Origin of the sequence: Flavobacterium sp. (genome assembly GCF_043778725.1) — a bacterium.
GTDB lineage: Bacteria > Bacteroidota > Bacteroidia > Flavobacteriales > Flavobacteriaceae > Flavobacterium.
In genome coordinates this window covers 1-18,752 of sequence record NZ_JAYWFT010000100.1, presented here as the reverse complement: position 1 = coordinate 18,752, position 18,752 = coordinate 1, and the positions used below count along the sequence as shown (strand labels likewise).

The 18,752-nt window shown below is 31.3% G+C and carries 14 protein-coding genes; 8 read left to right on the top strand and 6 right to left on the bottom strand.

Annotation, left to right across the window (positions count from 1 at the left end; genetic code table 11):
• Nucleotides 1-2 precede the first annotated feature (2 nt).
• Nucleotides 3-1,823 carry a chloride channel protein gene (locus tag ACH2CG_RS09310; RefSeq protein WP_395064469.1) on the bottom strand — a complete coding sequence of 607 codons (1,821 nt, stop codon included), beginning with the start codon at nucleotides 1,821-1,823 and terminating at the stop codon, nucleotides 3-5.
• Nucleotides 1,824-1,929: 106 nt separating this feature from the next.
• Complete coding sequence (locus ACH2CG_RS09305; RefSeq protein WP_395064467.1) at nucleotides 1,930-2,820, bottom strand: SIMPL domain-containing protein; 891 nt, start codon at nucleotides 2,818-2,820, stop codon at nucleotides 1,930-1,932.
• Nucleotides 2,821-2,993: 173 nt separating this feature from the next.
• Here ACH2CG_RS09305 and ACH2CG_RS09300 point away from each other — a divergent pair, with 173 nt between their 5' ends.
• Nucleotides 2,994-3,926, top strand: a complete 933-nt coding sequence (locus tag ACH2CG_RS09300; protein WP_395064465.1) for a hypothetical protein — start codon at nucleotides 2,994-2,996, stop codon at nucleotides 3,924-3,926.
• Nucleotide 3,927: 1 nt separating this feature from the next.
• The gene (locus tag ACH2CG_RS09295; protein WP_395064463.1) at nucleotides 3,928-4,473 is read left to right on the top strand and encodes a hypothetical protein; all 546 of its coding nucleotides are present in this window, start codon (nucleotides 3,928-3,930) and stop codon (nucleotides 4,471-4,473) included.
• 4 nt (nucleotides 4,474-4,477) lie between these two features.
• Here ACH2CG_RS09295 and ggt read toward each other — a convergent pair whose 3' ends face one another.
• Together ggt and ACH2CG_RS09285 are read right to left on the bottom strand one after the other, a co-directional pair.
• A complete protein-coding gene (gene ggt, locus ACH2CG_RS09290; protein WP_395064461.1) occupies nucleotides 4,478-6,145 on the bottom strand; it encodes a gamma-glutamyltransferase in 1,668 nt (555 codons plus the stop codon).
• Nucleotides 6,142-6,726 carry an ACP phosphodiesterase gene (locus tag ACH2CG_RS09285; protein ID WP_395064459.1) on the bottom strand — a complete coding sequence of 195 codons (585 nt, stop codon included), beginning with the start codon at nucleotides 6,724-6,726 and terminating at the stop codon, nucleotides 6,142-6,144. Before ACH2CG_RS09285 ends, ggt begins: the two co-directional genes overlap by 4 nt.
• A 94-nt stretch (nucleotides 6,727-6,820) precedes the next feature.
• Here ACH2CG_RS09285 and glmM point away from each other — a divergent pair, with 94 nt between their 5' ends.
• Together glmM and ACH2CG_RS09275 are read left to right on the top strand one after the other, a co-directional pair.
• Complete coding sequence (glmM, locus tag ACH2CG_RS09280) at nucleotides 6,821-8,218, top strand: phosphoglucosamine mutase (RefSeq protein ID WP_395064457.1); 1,398 nt, start codon at nucleotides 6,821-6,823, stop codon at nucleotides 8,216-8,218.
• 299 nt (nucleotides 8,219-8,517) lie between these two features.
• The gene (locus ACH2CG_RS09275; RefSeq protein WP_395064456.1) at nucleotides 8,518-11,403 is read left to right on the top strand and encodes a T9SS type B sorting domain-containing protein; all 2,886 of its coding nucleotides are present in this window, start codon (nucleotides 8,518-8,520) and stop codon (nucleotides 11,401-11,403) included.
• A 7-nt stretch (nucleotides 11,404-11,410) separates the two neighbouring features.
• On the opposite strand, the gene ACH2CG_RS09270 is transcribed toward ACH2CG_RS09275, so the two are convergent.
• Nucleotides 11,411-12,976, bottom strand: a complete 1,566-nt coding sequence (locus tag ACH2CG_RS09270; protein WP_395064454.1) for a YdiU family protein — start codon at nucleotides 12,974-12,976, stop codon at nucleotides 11,411-11,413.
• 137 nt (nucleotides 12,977-13,113) lie between these two features.
• On the opposite strand from ACH2CG_RS09270, the gene ACH2CG_RS09265 reads away from it, so the two are divergent.
• Together ACH2CG_RS09265 and ACH2CG_RS09260 are read left to right on the top strand one after the other, a co-directional pair.
• Entirely contained in the window at nucleotides 13,114-14,700 is a 1,587-nt protein-coding gene (locus ACH2CG_RS09265; protein ID WP_395064452.1) for a S41 family peptidase, read from the top strand.
• 87 nt (nucleotides 14,701-14,787) lie between these two features.
• Nucleotides 14,788-16,275: an aminotransferase class V-fold PLP-dependent enzyme gene (locus ACH2CG_RS09260; protein ID WP_395064450.1), complete on the top strand. Its 1,488-nt coding sequence runs from the start codon at nucleotides 14,788-14,790 to the stop codon at nucleotides 16,273-16,275.
• A 137-nt stretch (nucleotides 16,276-16,412) separates the two neighbouring features.
• Here the strand turns inward: ACH2CG_RS09260 and ACH2CG_RS09255 are convergent, their stop codons facing one another.
• The gene (locus tag ACH2CG_RS09255) at nucleotides 16,413-17,480 is read right to left on the bottom strand and encodes a branched-chain amino acid aminotransferase (RefSeq protein ID WP_395064448.1); all 1,068 of its coding nucleotides are present in this window, start codon (nucleotides 17,478-17,480) and stop codon (nucleotides 16,413-16,415) included.
• Nucleotides 17,481-17,765: 285 nt separating this feature from the next.
• Here ACH2CG_RS09255 and ACH2CG_RS09250 point away from each other — a divergent pair, with 285 nt between their 5' ends.
• Nucleotides 17,766-18,290: a DUF4920 domain-containing protein gene (locus ACH2CG_RS09250; protein ID WP_395064446.1), complete on the top strand. Its 525-nt coding sequence runs from the start codon at nucleotides 17,766-17,768 to the stop codon at nucleotides 18,288-18,290.
• Nucleotides 18,290-18,673: a hypothetical protein gene (locus tag ACH2CG_RS09245; protein WP_395064444.1), complete on the top strand. Its 384-nt coding sequence runs from the start codon at nucleotides 18,290-18,292 to the stop codon at nucleotides 18,671-18,673. The genes ACH2CG_RS09250 and ACH2CG_RS09245 overlap by 1 nt, the downstream gene beginning before the upstream one ends.
• Nucleotides 18,674-18,752 lie beyond the last annotated feature (79 nt).

Sequence of the window (18,752 nt, the reverse complement as noted above, 5' to 3'; positions counted from 1 at the left end):
TTTTATTCAATAACCATTTCTTTCAACTTTTCTCGATAAGCTTCTAAAATTTCAACTTTAGAAATTAAGCCAAAGAATTTTCCGTTTTTAATAACAGGAAGTAATGTTTCGTAAGTTTTTTCAAATTTGTCCATGATGGTTTCCATGCCGTCGTCATGAAGGATAATTTCTTTTGGTTGCGATAAAACTTCCTTTATCATGGTAAATTTTATTCGATATGGATTGAATATTATTGGTCGGATTTGTTCAAAATCAACTACGCCAAGAAGTCTGTTTTTTTCATCCAAAACCGGAATCAATTGCTGGTTGGAAGTGGATAGATGTTCTACTAAATTTTGAAGCGATTTGTCCAATGAAATTGAAATAACATCTGTTTTAACAAGCTTTAAAAAATCAATACTTTGCAATATATTTTTGTCTTTATCACTAGTAAAAACTTCGCCTTTGTCGGCAAGTGCTTTTACGTCCATCGAATGTTTTTCAAATTGCTTAGAAACCGCATAACTTATAGACGATACTATCATTAACGGAACCATCAAATCGTAACCGCCAGTAATTTCTCCAATAAGAAATATCGCAGTTAATGGCGCATGAAACAATCCTGATAAAATTCCTGCCATTCCAACTATTGCAAAATTTGTTACTGGAAGATGCGAATTGATATTGGTTATATCCATAAATTTAGCAACAAAAAATCCCAAATAAGAACCAACAAACAGCGAAGGAGCAAAGTTACCTCCATTTCCACCTGAACCAAGCGTTAAGCCAGTTGCGAAGGATTTTAGCAAGACTATAATTCCAACAAAAATCAGCAGAATCCATTGTTTACTTTTGTATCCTTCAAGAAAAGTATTGTTTAATAAATTCTCAGGATGTGATGTAGATAATGTTTTGATACTTTCATAACCTTCTCCAAAAAGTGACGGAAATATAAAAATTAATAGCGCTAAAATACTAGCTCCAAACAATGCTTTTTTATAAACTCCAGTTTTTAATTTGCCAAAAAAATGTTCTACTTTTCTAAAATTTCTAGCATGATAAACTGAAACTAATCCGGCGAGAATTCCTAAAACAATATAATAAGGTGTGTTATGATAATTAAATTCCTGAACATTTTTAAAACTTAAAATCACATCTTGACTTAAAATCACTTTAGAAACCAAAGCACCAGTTGCACCAGAAATTATAATCGGAATAAAAGCAGAAATCGATACATCAGTAAGAATTACTTCAACTGCAAAAAGCACACCTGCAATTGGTGCGTTAAATGCGGCTCCAATTCCGGCTGCAACGCCACAAGCTAGAAGCAAAATTCTATCTTTTTGTGAAAGTTTATATTTTTGAGCAAAGTTAGAACCAAATGCGGCACCAGTAATTACAATTGGACTTTCCAAACCTGCAGAACCACCAAGACCGACGGTTAATGAACTTGTAATAATTTGCGCATACATTTGTTTTTTGGGAATAATTCCGCCTTTTTTAGCAACAGCATACAATATTTTGGAACTTCCTTTTTCCAATTCACCATTTAAAACTCTACGTATTACAAAAACGGTTAGTAGAATTCCGATAATTGGTAACAGAATCGAAAAGAACGGAAATTTTAGAAATCCGTTTACATAATTAGCAAAAACAAATACATTGTGAGCAAAACTTTTTAAAACAATTACTGCCAAAGCACAAGAAATTCCGACCAACACACATGCCAGATAAATGAAATTTCTTTCAGATAAAAGCTGTTTGCAAAGAAAAATAACCGCTTCAAATTTTCGAGCGAGTTTTCTCAATAAAAGTTGGAGTGAAACCGATTTACGATTGGACATTATAATTTTAGACTAAAGTAATTACAAAAATAGTGTTTTATAAATTCATTGTCTAAAAAAAATCCGATGAAGTGCATTTTCATCGGATTTTTTTTGATTTGATTATCTAATTTGAAGTATCAATTTTATATGAAATATTCAAAGTCAATACATATTGAATGCCAACCTCTGGAGACGAATTGTTAATTACTTTATCAACATCAACTTGCGAAGTTCCATCATAATAAAAAGTGTTGTTTTTTCGCGCTATTTTTTTCATAACCGTAGCATTTGATGAGTTGTAATAGGTTTCAAATTCTGAACTTTCGTATGCTTTATAATTTTTGTACTGACTTTCGGGTGTAATTACAAAAAATTGGTCGGAAGCTGTTGGATTTCCTACGGTTCGCTTGTTAAAACCTTTTAAATATTTGTCTTTTTTTGTTGAAGCTATTTTGATTGCTTCTTCAAATAAGGAGTCATAAATTTGGGATGAATTATCCGAAAAATAATCAATTTTAATAACATCATAGATTTTAAATTGACTAGCAATTTCAATCATTTCATCAATGTTTTTTAATAATTTTGTTGTAATAATAATGTTCTTTTTAATTTCAAAACCTTTCTCAAATTGTTCGGCTTTGTTTGTTGTAACAGTATAATCATAAATTTTAGTTTGCGAAATAAAATCGATGTAATAATCTTCTTTTTTAATTCCAAGTTTAGATAATTTGCTAACAAAACCATCAATTCTTTGATTTATTTGTGAATTACAACTTTCAACAGTATTAGCTTCTTCATTCAATCCTAAAATAACCTGAAATCGATCTGCTTTTTTATTCATCAAGATTTTAACTTTAAAAGTTAAGTTGTTGTCAGTTAAATTAAATCCAACTCCATTGTTGGTTGCATAATCTGAATTTCGATTGGTACTGTAAACCACATTGCCGCTCATTTGCGAAAAACTAGAATTAAAACTGATGAAAAGTAAAAATAAGTAAATTGCTTTTGTGTTCATTTTTATATGTTTTTAAAATTATTGATGCAATAGTACATCTGCTTTTTAAAGTTGGTTTAGCAAAACTACTTTCAACTCACTGTAAAGATTTTTGGTTACATTTACAGTCGTTTTACAGCTACTTTTCAGTAAAAGTAAAAGCTACTTAATCTACATTTGAACCTAATTTAGAAATGACCGAACTACAACATTTTCAAGAATTAAAAGAAAAAGTACTTTTGAAATATCAAGAGCAGTTTCCTTTTTTTCAAGGAAATTGGAAAAATTTTAGTTCACAGGATATTCAGAATTTGATTGGTTCAATCGAAGAAAAGTGTAAGCAAACCATCAGCGAAAAATGGATTTACACGCATTTGAAACCCGAAACTAATAGTAAAATTCCACGAAAAGATATGTTGAATATTCTATCGGAATTTGTAGGTTTTTCAGGTTGGGATGAGTTTGTTTTTGAAGAAATAGCAGAAACTAAAGATGTTTTGGAGATTAAAGCATCTAAAACATCTAAAAAAATGCTTTGGTTTATTGTCTTAACGTTGATTTTTGTCCTTGCAATTGCTTTTGTAATTTTTTACAAAAAAGAAGTTCCAGAACTAAAAACGATTCAGTTAAATAATGAGTTTACCAATGAAAAAGTAAATTCAGAAGAAGTAAAAGTATATGAGGTTAAAGACTCAGTTTCAAAACAATTAGAAGTTAAAGAAGGAAAAGTTATCATTGATAATTCAGATGATAAAAAGTCGAAAATAGTTATCAAAAGTCCTTTTTACAAAACAAAAACGATAGATTTAAATTCAAATGAAACAGAAGTTAAGTCAACAAATAATGTAGATTTAACGCCAGATGATTTCGCTATGATGCTCAAAGCATTTATGCTATCGGACATAAAAAATTGGGAAACGCGAAAAGTACAATTAGACAAAATACTGTCAGATAATTTAGAAGTTTTAGTGTTGTTGAAAAACGATTTGGGTGTAGAATTTTTTAATAAAAGTGAATTTTCGCAAAAGCTAATTGTTCCTACGCCATCCGTAAGAAGGATGAAAATTATCGAAATTAAAAACGATCAAAACAATAAAATCCAGTTTATAAGAATCAAACAAGAATAGCATGAAAAATAGTTTTTTAAGTATCGTTTTTCTAATGTTTAGCTTTATTTGTAAGGCGCAATCAAGCAACTCAGATAATGCGCAAGTAAGTTTGAGCTCTAAATATGCTCCAAATGTGCTAGCTGTTTATCAAGAAAATTCTAAATCTAAGATTGAAGATTTGTTTAATTATTTTCAAATGCTTACCAATGCTTCGTTGAGAGATGATTTAAAAAAAGAAGTTGTAACCAATATCAATCAATTGTATCGAAATAAAAATGCAATGATTATTGATTTTACTTCGGCATCGTTTGATAAAATTCCGTTGCAACAATTCATTCAAAAATTATTAATTTCCGAACCTATAACTTTTACAGTTTCGGAGGAAGCTAATTTTAATTTGGTGACTTTTAATAGTTGGAAATCAGAATATACAATTACAAGAACCAAATTGGGAATAACTTCAAAAATTAAAGTCAATCAAAAGATTTTCATGTTTGATTTTGAAAAAGAATTTGGTAATAAAACTAAAATTGTGACAAACGTTTTATTAGACGAAATGCAATAATTTTTTAAAATCCAACCGCTTTATCATCGCCACGTTTATCTGCTCCAGCTTCAAGTTTTTTATTTGGTAAAACCAAAATCGCATCGACTTTTCCTATAACTGGTGCCGATTTTTCATTAATTTTGAATCCTTTTTTAGTAAGGTTTTCTACAATTGATTTTTCAAATTTATTAGGTTCAAATAACACTTCGTCTGGCAACCATTGATGATGAAATCTTGGTGCATTTACGGCTTCTTGCATTCCCATTTTAAATTCGGAAACATTTAAAATTGTTTGTAAAACGGAAGTTATTATGGTTGATCCGCCAGGCGTTCCTAAAACCATAAAAAGTTTACCATTTTTTTCTACAATTGTTGGTGTCATTGAACTTAACATTCTTTTTTGTGGCGCAATGCTATTGGCTTCGGCACCAACTAATCCGTACGAATTTGGAATACCAGGTTTTGCAGAAAAATCGTCCATTTGATTGTTAAAAAAGAATCCCAATTCGTTAGAATACAACTTCGAACCATAAGCTCCATTTAATGTAGTTGTTACTGAAACCGCATTACCATTGGCATCAACAATAGAATAATGTGTAGTTTCATTACTTTCGGAAATCGAAATTTCACCATGACTTACTTCTGATGATTTGGTTGCTTTTTCCCAATTGAAACTCTTCATTCTATCTTTTAAATACATTTTATCAAGCAATTTATCTTTAGGTATTTTCACAAAATCTGGATCGCCTAGAAAATAATTTCTATCGGCATAAGCGCGTCGTTCGGCTTCTGCTAGTAATTGAATATATTTCTCAGAATTATGCTTAAATTTAGAAACATCATAAACTGAAATCATCGTCATAATTTGCGCTAAAGTAATTCCGCCGCTTGATGGTGGCGACATCGAAATTATATCTAAATTTTTATATTTAAAACGAATTGGAGTACGCCATTTTGCTTCATAATTAGCCAAATCTTCCATCGAAATAATGCCGCCGTTTTTCTGAATAAAAGTTACTATTTTCTTTGCTGTTTCTCCTTTGTAAAATTCGTCTTTACCGTTCTTCATAATCTGAATTAAGGTTTCGGCGATGGCGTTGTATTTTATGGTATCACCAACTTTATAATTTTTAGAATACAAAGTTTCGTTACCGCTAACTTTACTTATTTCTTGTTTATTATCATTTATTTGCTTCAGTTGTTTTTCGGTTACAACAACGCCTTTTTTCGCGAGAGCGATTACAGGTTTCATAATTTCTTCAATAGATAATTTTCCGAATTTTTTATGAACTTCAAATAATCCAGCGATAGTTCCAGGAACTCCAACAGACAATGCGCCGTTGACAGATAAATTTGGAATTACATTTCCGTTGGCGTCAAGATACATATCTTTTGAAGCTTTCATTGGTGCTTTTTCACGATAATCTAATGCGCCAGTTTCGCCATTATTCAATCGATAAACCATAAATCCGCCACCAGAAATATTTCCTGCATACGGATAGGAAACTGCAAGTGCCAATTCGGTTGCAACCATAGCATCAAAGGCATTTCCTTCTTTTTTCATGATTTCAACGCCAATTAGCGAAGCTTCTTCACGTGCCGAAACCACCATTGCTTTAGGAGTTATTAATCCTTTTTGGGCTTGGGAGAAGAAGGTGAAAAGTAAAAATGTTACAATTATTTTTTTCATAATTCAAGTAGTTTCTCTTTGCAATGTTGTTGTAATTCTTCAAAATATAATGTAAATTCTTCTTCAAATTCTGTGTAAAATTGCTTCACTTCAACAATTGCTTCTTGCATGTGAACTCGATGTTTGGTTCGGTAATCCATTTGAAATAAAATCATTTCTAAACCGTCTAAACTTGCGTAACTAACAAGCCAATTTCTTGCAATCATATAAGGCATCATTTTCTGAATTTGCTCTGTCAGAAGTCCATGATTATCTTGAAGTAATTTGTAGAAAGTTGCCGCATAGTCTTCCAATTTTTCATCAGAATATTTTGCCCAATTTTTGGCCAAATAATGATCATAAACAATATCCATTATCACACCCGAATAATGTCCGTATTTTTCATGAAGTTTATGTTTACTTTTTCTATAAATTGGGTGCGCATCAGTAAAAGTGTCAATGTAACGATGCAACAAAATACCTTTTCTAATTTCGTCTGGATAATCCAAATAGGAATTTCCACGAATGCTGTCGGCCATAAAATTACCAATTTTAAGCAAATCGTTGTTTCCAGAAAGATATATGTGTGCAAGAAAATTCATTCGTCTAAAATAATAATTATAAATGATGAATTTTAAATTTTAAATTATATTTGTATGAATTTAAAATTTATCATTCAAAATTTAAAATAAAACAATGACTTTAATAAAATCTATATCAGGAATTCGTGGAACCATTGGCGGAAAAGTAGGCGATAATTTAACGCCAGTTGATGCTGTAAAATTTGCTTCGGCGTACGGAACATTTTTAAAAAACTCGCAACGCGAAACTCACAATTCTAAACTAAAAGTAGTTATTGGAAGAGATGCGAGAATTTCTGGACCAATGATTCATAATTTGGTGATGAATACGTTACTTGGATTAGGAATTGATGTTATCGATTTGGGACTTTCTACAACGCCAACCGTTGAAATTGCAGTTCCTATGGAAAAAGCTGATGGCGGAATTATTTTAACCGCATCGCACAATCCAAAACAATGGAATGCCTTGAAATTATTGAATTCTAAAGGTGAATTTCTTAGCGGAAAAGAAGGCGAATTGATTCTTGAAATTGCCGAAAGTGAAGCTTTTGATTTTGCAGATGTTGATTCTCTTGGCGAAATTACTGTGAATGATGCTTATATGGATATTCATATTGATGATGTTTTAGATTTACCTTTGGTTGATGCCGATTTGGTAAAAACTAAGAAATATAAGGTTGTTGTTGATGGAGTAAATTCATCTGGAGGAATAATCATTCCAAAATTATTAGAATTAATGGGCGTGGAATGCGTAAAATTATACTGCGAACCTAACGGACATTTTCCTCATAATCCAGAACCTTTGAAGGAACATTTGGGAGATATTTGTAAATTGGTAGTAGAAGAAAAAGCCGATTTCGGAATTGTAGTAGATCCTGATGTTGATAGATTAGCGTTTATTTCTAACGATGGCGAAATGTTTGGCGAAGAATATACGTTGGTTGCCATTGCCGATTATGTTTTGAGTAAAACTCCAGGAAATACGGTTTCTAATATGAGTTCTTCTCGTGCACTGCGTGACATTACCAACAAACATAACGGAAATTACCAAGCAAGTGCGGTTGGTGAAGTGAATGTGGTAGAATTGATGAAAGCTACAAATGCTATAATTGGTGGTGAAGGAAATGGCGGAATTATTTATCCAGAATCGCATTATGGTCGTGATAGTATTGTTGGTGTTGCGTTGTTCTTGACGTATTTGGCAAACCAAACTAAAACCGTTGCCGAACTTAGAGCAAGTTATCCACAATACTATATGAGTAAAAATAAAATTGAATTGACGCCACAGATTGATGTTGATGCGATTTTAGTTGCGATGACAGAAAAGTATAAAAATGAAGATATTACTACAATTGATGGTGTAAAAATTGACTTCGCCGAAAACTGGGTGCATTTAAGAAAATCAAATACGGAACCAATTATTAGAATTTATACTGAAGCTGCAACGCAAGAGCTAGCTGATAATTTGGCCAAAAGAATTATTGTTGAGATTAAAGATATTGCTGGAATTTAATTTAAGTTTATTTCAGACTTTTTAAAGTTTAAAAACCTTTTAATTAGATATTTCTAATCAAAAGGTTTTTTTAGTATTGGTATTTATTTTTTTTTCTTGTTAATCTTTTGGTAACACATTTTTAAAGAATTTTACAATTATTTAAACATAGGATTTTTTGTATGAAAAAAAACAAAATTTTTGTTTGTATTTGCAAAAAAACTTCTATTATTGTTACTTGAAACGAACAAGGAAAAAAAGTTTAAAATATAATGGTTCTTAAGACATTTTATTAGATCCATTCTCAAAAAAAAGATGCGATGAAAAAGATACAATTATTTTTTATATTGTTAATTTTATTTATAAATACCACAATTTTTGCGCAACAATCTTCGTGCCCAAATTCAGATTTTGAGTCAGGTACATTAACTGGTTGGCAAGGAGGCGTTGGTTATTGTTGCCCAATAAGTACATTAAGTTCAGGTATTATAACTGGACGTCATACAATAATGACCGGTACAGGAACAGATCCAAATACTTGCGGTAATGTTACGGTCGTTGCGCCCGGAGGATTATATTCTGCTAGGTTAGGAAATGACAATACCAATTCAGAAGCTGAAAAGCTTACCTATTCAATGACAATAACACCTTCTAATTCTTTGTTTATTTATAAGTATGCAGTAGTTCTTGAAGATCCATCACATTCACCTAGTGAGCAACCTCGTTTTCAAATTAGAGTTTTAAACGCTGCTGGTGCTCTTATAGATCCTGTTTGTGGCGAATATACAGTAGTTTCTGGAAGTAATATACCTGGTTTTCAAACTTGTAATGGTGATATCAGATATAAAGATTGGACTACGGTTGGATTAGATTTAAGTGCATATGCAGGACAAACAATTACTATTGAATTTGCAACAGGCGATTGTTCTTTGGGTGCACATTATGGTTATGCTTATGTAGATGCATATTGTTCTCCATTACAAATTAGTTCAACATATTGTACAGGATCTTTGGCAGCAGTATTAACGGCACCAATTGGTTTTACCTATTTGTGGAATACAGGTGCTACTACTCAGTCAATAAATGTTAGCAATCCTAATGCTGGATTGACTTATACTTGTTTGTTAACTTCTGTAACAGGATGTACTGTAAATATTTCTACAAATCTTACTCTTTTTAATCCTGTGGCCGATTTTAGTATTACTAATACATGCTATGATAACGCTATTTTTGCAAATACAACCGCATTACCATTTGGAACAATATTAGACACATTTCTTTGGAATTTTGGTGACGGAACGACTTCAAATATTGAAAATCCAACACATAGTTATGCATTACCTGGAAATTACAATGTGACATTTACAATTTCTAATGCTCTTGGATGTACAAGTACAACAACATATCAGATAACTGTTTATCAAGAACCAACAGCCAATATAACTTATACTGGTGGAGTCTTTTGTACATCAGTTACAACACCACAATCTGTTAACTTAACTGGGACTAATTTATATACTGGAGGTGTTTTTACTGCACAATCTGGCTTAAATATCGACTCTGTTACTGGAGCAATAATTCCAAGTATGAGTTCGCCCGGAAATTATACAGTTACCTATACAATTCCTACTGCAAATGGATGTACTGTTCCTCCTGTTACCAGAAATGTTACTATTACACAATCACCAACAGCAACTATAAATTATCAAAACTCACCTTATTGTGGAAATCTAACTTCTTCACAATCTATTACATTATCAGGAACTGGTGCTTATACTGGCGGAACATTTACTTCAACTCCAGGATTAACAATTAATAGTGCAACTGGTGCAATACAACCAAGCTCGAGTGTTACAGGAAATTATGTAGTTACCTATAATGTACCATCAATTGGCGGATGTGTTGGTTTTCCTATTACTACTAACGTTATTATCAATTCTTTTCCAACAGCATTAATTAGTTATTTGGGAACACCTTTTTGTACTTCATTAACGGCGCAACAATTGGTAACTCTTTCGGGTACTTTTGCCTACACCGGAGGTATTTTTAGTGCTCCTTCAGGATTAACCATAGATCCAGTTTCGGGAAATATAAATCCAAGTAGTAGTACTCCTGGAAATTATGTAGTTACTTATACAATTCCTGCAGCACCAGGTTGCACGTTAGCTCCAGCTACAACTAACATTATAATTACTGGATTGCCAACTGCAAATATCAGTTATAGTTCACCATTTTGTAGAGATGTTTTAACTCCGCAACCAGTAGTTCTATCAGGAACATTTGCTTACACCAACGGAGTATATACTTCTACAGCAGGATTAGTTATTAATAGTACAACTGGAGCAATTACTCCAAGCGCAAGTGATGTTGGAACCTATTTAGTAACTTATGCAATTCCTTCTGGTGCAGGATGTTCTTCATCGGTTGTTACAACAACAGTAATTATAAATCCTCTTCCAGCTCCAACTTTATTGAATGGTGATATTTGTTTTGATCCATCTGGAAATCTTGCCCGAAGCTATACATTTGATAGTGGCTTAAGCAGTTCAATTTATTCTTTTAAATGGTTTCTAAACGGAACATTAATTCCTCTTGCTATACAAAGTACATACACGGCAACAGCTATTGGAAATTATTCTGTTGTTGCAACAAATTTGGCAACAGGTTGTGCTTCAAGTCAAGTATTCGCTACTATAATTTCGGCACAAATGGCCAGCGATTTTATAACAAGTATTGATGATACCTTTACAGATAATAATGTTTTAACTGTTTTAGTTCAAGGTGGCACAGGACCATTTTATTTTCAGTTGGATAATGGTGCTTTTCAAACTTCTAATGTTTTTTATCAAATTCCATCTGGAGTGCACACTATTTCAATTACTGACGATACTACGTGTACCGTGATTTCTAAAGAAGTTACTGTTATGGGTTATCCAAAATATTTTACTCCCAATAACGATGGACAAAATGATTATTGGAATATTTATTATTTTAATAATTTTCCAGAAGCGCAAATTCATATTTTTGATCGTTTTGGCAAAATGATAAAACAGATAAGCCCAATGGGATCAGGATGGGACGGAAATTATAATGGAACTTTAATGCCAGCAACAGATTATTGGTTCATTGTGAAATATAAAGAAAATAACTTAAAAGGTGAAGTAGAATTAAGAGAGTTTAAATCACACTTTTCATTGAAAAGATAATTTTTTTTCAAGAACTACATGATAGCATAGAGCTTCCTATTTTATCTCTAGCCCAATCGGGTCTTTTAGCATACCATTTTTCATGTTGAGGTTGTTCATGATAAGGTTTTTTAAGTAGTTCAAATAATTCATCAATTAAAGAATAATCATCTTTATTGGCTGCTTCAATAGCAAGTTGCGCCATGTAATTTCTAAGCACATATTTAGGATTTATAGTATTCATGTACTCATTTCTAGACTCATCAGTACTATTTTCTAGATTTAATCTTTCTATGTATTCTTTAAACCATCTGTGCCAAGTATTAAGTACCTCTTTTTTAATTTCTTGTGGTTTATAAAAAGAATTATTTATAATAGAAATTGCAAATTCTGGAGAATGATCTTTTTTTACCAAACCTAATTGTCTAAAAAAAATTGTCATGTCTGTTTCAGATAATTGTAGTATTTTTTCTAAGTCTGAAATTAACTTTTTGTCCTCTTTATAGTCTAATTTAAAACCCAATTTACTTCGCATCATATCTAAATAGTAAGTGTCATATTGCGTCTGAAAATCATTTAAAATTGTTTCCAATTGAGTAGCTTCTTCAATCAAAGGATACAAGGCATTTGCTAATTGATATAAATTCCATTGTGCAACTTCTGGCTGATTTCCAAATTGGTACCTACGATTTTCTTTATCTGTTGTATTTGGTGTCCAATTAGGATTGTAATCTTCCAGCCAACCGTATGGTCCATAATCAATTGTTATACCTAGAATAGACATATTATCTGTATTCATAACTCCATGAACAAAGCCAACACGTTGCCAATTAACAACCATTTCACACGTTTTATGAACAACAATTTTAAAAAAATCTAAATACTTTTCTTTCCCATTAGAAGTTATTTCTGGATAGTAATATTTAATAGTAAAATCGGTAAGTTTTTTTAAGTTAATACGGTCATTTGATGCCGAAAAAAGTTCAAAGCTTCCAAAACGAATAAACGTTGGCGCAACTCTGCATACTATAGCTCCTTTTTCATAATCTGGATTTCCATCATACATTACATCACGCAACACTTCATCACCAGTTAAAATTAATGACAAGGAACGAGTTGTTGGTACTCCCAAATAATGCATAGCTTCACTACACAAATGTTCACGAATTGAAGAGCGTAAAACCGCTAGTCCATCTGCTCTTCTTGAATAAGGTGTGCTTCCAGCACCTTTTAATTGTAGGGTATAAAATGCTTCTTTAATTTCAATTTCTGTTAAAACTATAGCTCTACCATCTCCCAATTGACCTGCCCAATTTCCAAACTGATGTCCGGCATAATTCATTGCATAAGGTCTAGAATTAGAAAGTATTTTTTTTCCAGAAAAAATCTCCAAGAATGTTTTAGATTGGGTTTCTAGTTCACAAATTCCTATTAAAGCGGCAACTTCAATTGAGGTGTGAATTAATTTTGGATTAGAAGGAATTCTGGGTGTTACATAAGAAAAACAAGCATTCAAAACTTGTCTAGTGTTATTAGATTCATTAGTGTCGGCTGGTAATTCTGAACTAAATCTGTTGTTTATTTTTAATTGCATTGTGTCTGTTGTATGTACTTCAAATTTAGTGTTTTTTTTTAAAAGAAAGTTGTAGTTAATACTATCATATTCTAAAAACTTATTTTTATTAAATACCAAATAAATGTATATTTGAAAATCTAAGAAAAATAACTTTTATGTATTTGAATTTCATGAATATTAAAAATAAAGCAACTTTATTAAGTAGTTATATCCTATTAATTTTACTATTTGCAAATTGCAGTTCGGTAGAAAAATATAATGAAAATCTCGGCAAACCAATAGCAATCAACAAGTTGATTAAAGATGTTGATTATGTTCAACATAAACTTGAAAAATTACATCCTAGTTTGTACATGTATATTTCTAAAAATGAACTTAATGGCAAGTTTGATAGTTTAAGAAAAAGTATAACTAAACCACTAACTAGTAAACAATTTTTCTTTGTAATGAGTCCAATCGTAGCTTCTGTAAGACAAGGACACATGACTTTATCTCCGCCCTTTAAAAGAATAGGAAAACAAGAACAAAAACGTTTGGCCAAATTGGGCACCGGACCTTTATCACAATTTGATTTTGAATGGATCTATGATAAGTTATATGTTGTAAAAAATAAATCGAAAGATAAAGGAATTAATCTAGGAGCAGAAGTTGTATCTATAAATAAAATTACACCTCAAGAAATTCATAATAAATATCGTAAAACATACACTTCAGACGGATTTAATACCACTTATTTTTCTAGAGGTTTTTCTAAAAGATTTTCTACCTACATGACGAGTGAAATAGGAATTAATGATAGTTTGCATTATGTTTTTAAGCAAAATGATTCTTTAAAAAATAGTGTAATAAGCCGTTTTAAAACAGAAAAAAAAGTAAATAAAGTTGCTGTAACCACTATTAAAGTTGATGCCAAAAAAAATAAATTAGAAAAAAAAATAAAACGTATATATGGATACGATGAACTTAGTAAAACGTATAGCAAAAATTTGAATTTTATTGTACAAGATAGTTCTGTAGCTGTTTTAAAAATTAAAGATTTTTCAAAAGGAAAGTATTATAAAGCCTACGCCGAAATATTTGAAAAGTTAAAACAAAAGAAAACTAAAACCTTAATTATTGACCTAAGAAACAATCCTGGAGGTAGAGTTGAAGAGGTTGTTGAACTTTATTCTTATTTGACAGATAAAGAATACACAATGCTTCAACCGGCAATTGTAACTTCCAAAACAAGTTTATGGAAATTAGGATTATTCAGTAAAATTCCAACTATTGCCTATCCATTTGCAGCAGCATTTTATCCTTTTTACATGGGATTCTCTACTTTGAGAACTAAGAAAGATAAAAACGGAATATATACGTATTCTTTAGTTGGAACTAAAAAAAGGTCAAGTAAAAGCAATCATTTTTCGGGAAAAATATATGTTATTATCAATGGCGGAAGTTTCTCGGCAGCTTGTTTATTATCTTCTTCGCTAAAATCCAATAAAGAAGTTACTTTTGTTGGAGAAGAAACCGGTGGAGGATTTAACACAACCGTTGCAGGATTATTGCCTGTTGTTACACTTCCTAATTCTAAATTGCCTCTAAGAATTGGACTAATGGATATAAAAACAACCAATCAAACCAACGTCATTGGTCACGGAATTTATCCTGACTATGAAATTAAACCATCTATTCAAGATAAAATTGAAGGTTTAGATACCGAACTTGATTGGATTATTAACGCCATTAAAAAAGAATAAATCTATTTAAAAATATTGTTTTCAATTGCCAATTAATCAATAATTTAATTGTCAAAATTTCTTATATTTGAGCTCAAATAACAAACGATGACAACTACCGAAATCACTACAGAATTAGAACTTTACTTTCAACAGTTTCGAGAAAATATTATCGGAATTGATCAAGAATTTGATTCTCCTTTTGGTAAAAAGAAAATCATTTATACCGATTGGACTGCAAGCGGAAGATTGTACCGGCCAATTGAAGAAAAATTAATGAATGAATTTGGTCCCTTTGTAGCCAATACACATACCGAAACTACAATTTCGGGAACGGCAATGACAATGGCTTATCACGAAGCAAAACACATTATTAAACATCATGTAAATGCAACACAAGATGATGTTTTAATCAATACTGGAACCGGTATGACTGGTGTCGTAAATAAATTTCAACGTATTTTAGGTCTTAAAATTCCAGAAAATCTTAAAGAATTTATTACATTACCAAAAGAGTTAAGACCAATTGTTTTTATCTCACACATGGAACATCATTCCAATCAAACGTCATGGTTAGAAACGATGGCAGATGTAGAAGTTATTCCGGCCAATGAAGATGGATTATTTTGTTTGAATCAACTAAAAATTATTCTAGAAAAATATAAAGATAGAAACTTCAAGATTGCATCAATTACATCATGCTCCAACGTAACCGGAATTAGAACCCCATACCACGAAGTTGCCAAAATTATGCATCAAAATAAAGGATTGTGTTTTGTAGATTTCGCTTGCTCTGGTCCGTATGTTGCTATTGACATGCATCCAGTCGATAAAGAAAGTTATCTTGACGCAATTTTCTTTTCGCCACATAAATTTCTTGGTGGTCCAGGAACTTCTGGAGTTTTAGTTTTTAATAAAAATTTATATAAAAATAATGTACCCGATTGTCCCGGTGGCGGAACCGTTTCTTGGACAAATCCTTGGGGTGAACATAAATATATTGACAACATTGAAGATCGTGAGGATGGCGGAACACCTGGTTTTCTTCAAGTTATAAAAACAGCATTGGCAATTCAGTTAAAGGAAAAAATGGGAGTCACTAATATTTTGGCTCGTGAACATGAATTGGTTGAATATGTTTTTGAAGAATTAGGAAACATTGAAAATATTAAAATTTTAGCCCAAGAACATCAAGATAGGTTAGGAGTAATTTCATTTTATATTGATAATTTGCATTTTAATTTAGGTGTGAAAATGCTAAATGATAAATTCGGAATTCAAACTCGTGGTGGATGCAGTTGCGCCGGAACTTATGGGCATTATTTACTTCATGTAGATCAAGAAACGTCACACGATTTAGTATGTCAAATAATTTCGGGTGATTTAATTAAAAAACCAGGATGGATAAGAATGTCTATTCATCCAACCACAACCTCAGAGGAGATGAAGTTTGTTTGTGACAGCATTAAACAATTAGCAATGCATCATCAAGAATGGGAAAAGGAGTATTTATACGACGGAAAAACGAATGAGTTTGCTCATAAAAATGCAACGCCAACAGAAAGTGTGATGGTAAAAAAATGGTTTTCTATTTAGAATCGTAAATGGTAGTTTTAAGCATAAAAAAAGGCGATTTTTCTGTAGAAAAATCGCCTTTTAAATTCCAATATTTTAGTTTTGAAAACTGAAAACTAAAAACTAAAAACTAAAAACTAAAAACTAAAAACTAAAAACTAAACCTTAACTGTCCATCCAAAAGTATCTTCGGCAAGTTTGTACTGAATTTTGTTTAATTTATCTTTTAATTGTAGTGCAAATGAGTTTTCAATTTTTGGTAATTGATATTCAGTTCCTTGATAAGAAAAAGCTACAATTGGGCTAACGACAGCAGCAGTTCCTGCACCAAAAATTTCTTTTAAAGTTCCATCCTTGGCGGCATTTACTAATTCCTCTACCAATACAGGACGAACATCAACATCCATTCCTTCGCGTTTTGCTAGTTCAATTAAACTTTTTCTAGTTACACCATCAAGAATTCTTTCACTTGTTGGAGCAGTATATAAAGTGTCATTTATTCTAAAAAAAACATTCATTGTTCCTGCTTCTTCAAGCTTGGTATGTGTGGCATCATCTGTCCAGATAATTTGTTGAAATCCTTTTTCATTGGCCAATTTTGTTGGATAAAATTGCGCCGAATAGTTTCCAGCTGCTTTTGCTGCACCAATTCCTCCATTGGCAGCACGACTATAATGTTCTGCAATGATAACTTTAACTTCGCCAGAATAATACGATTTTGCAGGAGATAAAATAATCATAAAACGATATTGTGTAGACGGTTGAGCAATCACTCCAGAGCCAATTGCAATCATAAATGGTCTAATGTAAAGTGTATTTCCCAAACCTTTTTTTACCCAATTGCGCTCAATATCCAAAATAGTTTTTAATCCGTCAATAAATATTTCTTCTGTAACTTCTGGCATTGCCATCCTTACAGCTGATTTATTAAATCGGTGAAAATTTTCTTCGGGTCTAAACAACCAAATTTCGTCTTTTTCGTCTTTGTAAGCTTTCATACCTTCAAAAATCGCTTGTCCGTAGTGAAAAACTTTTGCTGATGGATCAATTAAAAAAGGTTCATAAGGTTTGATAATTGGTTTTTGCCAAGCACCGTCTTTAAAATCGCACAGCAACATGTGATCTGTAAAAATATTTCCAAAAGCAAGATTTTCAAAATCAATAGTATCAATTTTAGATGAAGTAGCTTTAACTATATCGATTTCGAATGTATTTTTTAAACTCATTATGTTGTAAATTATTTAGGTAGGTTGTGTATAAGTATTTGAAAATTAATGTCTTGTATTTTTTTTAGGTATTAATTTCAATTCACTTATAATATTTCGCTAAAATAAGAAAAATTTGGATGGTAATTTTATCAAATTTCAATATTTTATTTCGTTTTTCTAATCTCTCACTCGATCTCCTTTATAATTATCTAATTGATAATAATTTTGAAAAAAAAGTACTTACTTTGTATTAAAGTTTTCAATAACTCATTATTTTTGCTTCAAAGTTAAATTCAATTAAAAATGAAAAAATTAAATAGTATATCTTTATTAATAGTTCTTTTTTTAAGTTTTTCGGCTACTTCTCAGGTTGTAGCTAAGAAAGCAAAAAAATCTAAAGTTGAAAGTGTAGCGATTAATACTAACGATTATGCCTTATTTGGCGAAAAATTTGTAGCCAGCAAAGTATTGACAAATAAGGAAATGCTTAAAAAATACAAGACATTAAAAAAAGGCGATTCTGTTGCAGTTAAATTTAAATCGACTATTAAAGAAGTTTGTAAGAAAAAAGGTTGCTGGATGCAAATGGATTTATCAGATGATAATCAGTCGTTTGTTAGATTTAAAGATTATGGCTTTTTTGTACCATTAAACGCCGATAATTCGGAAGCAATTGTAAACGGAATAGCATTTATTGATGTTGTAACTGTAGACGAATTGAAGCACTATGCTAAAGATGCCGGAAAATCTCAGGCAGAAATTAATAAAATTACAAAACCAGAAATCACTTATGCTTTTAAAGCAACTGGTGTTTTAATTAAAAAATAATGAATCGATTTTTTATAGTTTTTGCAGCATCAATTTTATTTTTTTCTTGTCAAAAGAAAGAGGAAAAAAAAGTTGAAATAAAAAAAGATTCGACTTCTTGTTCTACTAAACCTTCCAAAGGTAAAGAATTTGAAATGTACCAAATGTCGGAAATGGCAGCTCTAATGGAGCAAATGTATGTAGAGAATTTAGCACTTAAAGAACGCATTGTAAAAGGAGAAAAGATAGGCAATTTTCCAGATTATTTTCTTGAAATTTACACGTCAAAATTTACAGATGAATCTGATAATGACGCTTTTTTTAAACAGAATGCTAAAGTGTACATAAAGGCGCAACAAGTTATTTATAGCGATGAAAAAGAGGTGGAGAATTCAAAAACCTAACGCAACAAATGATAAATTTTATCTTTGTTGAATTATGGAAAAAAAACACAAACGATTATCGTTTAAAGAACGAGTTGTA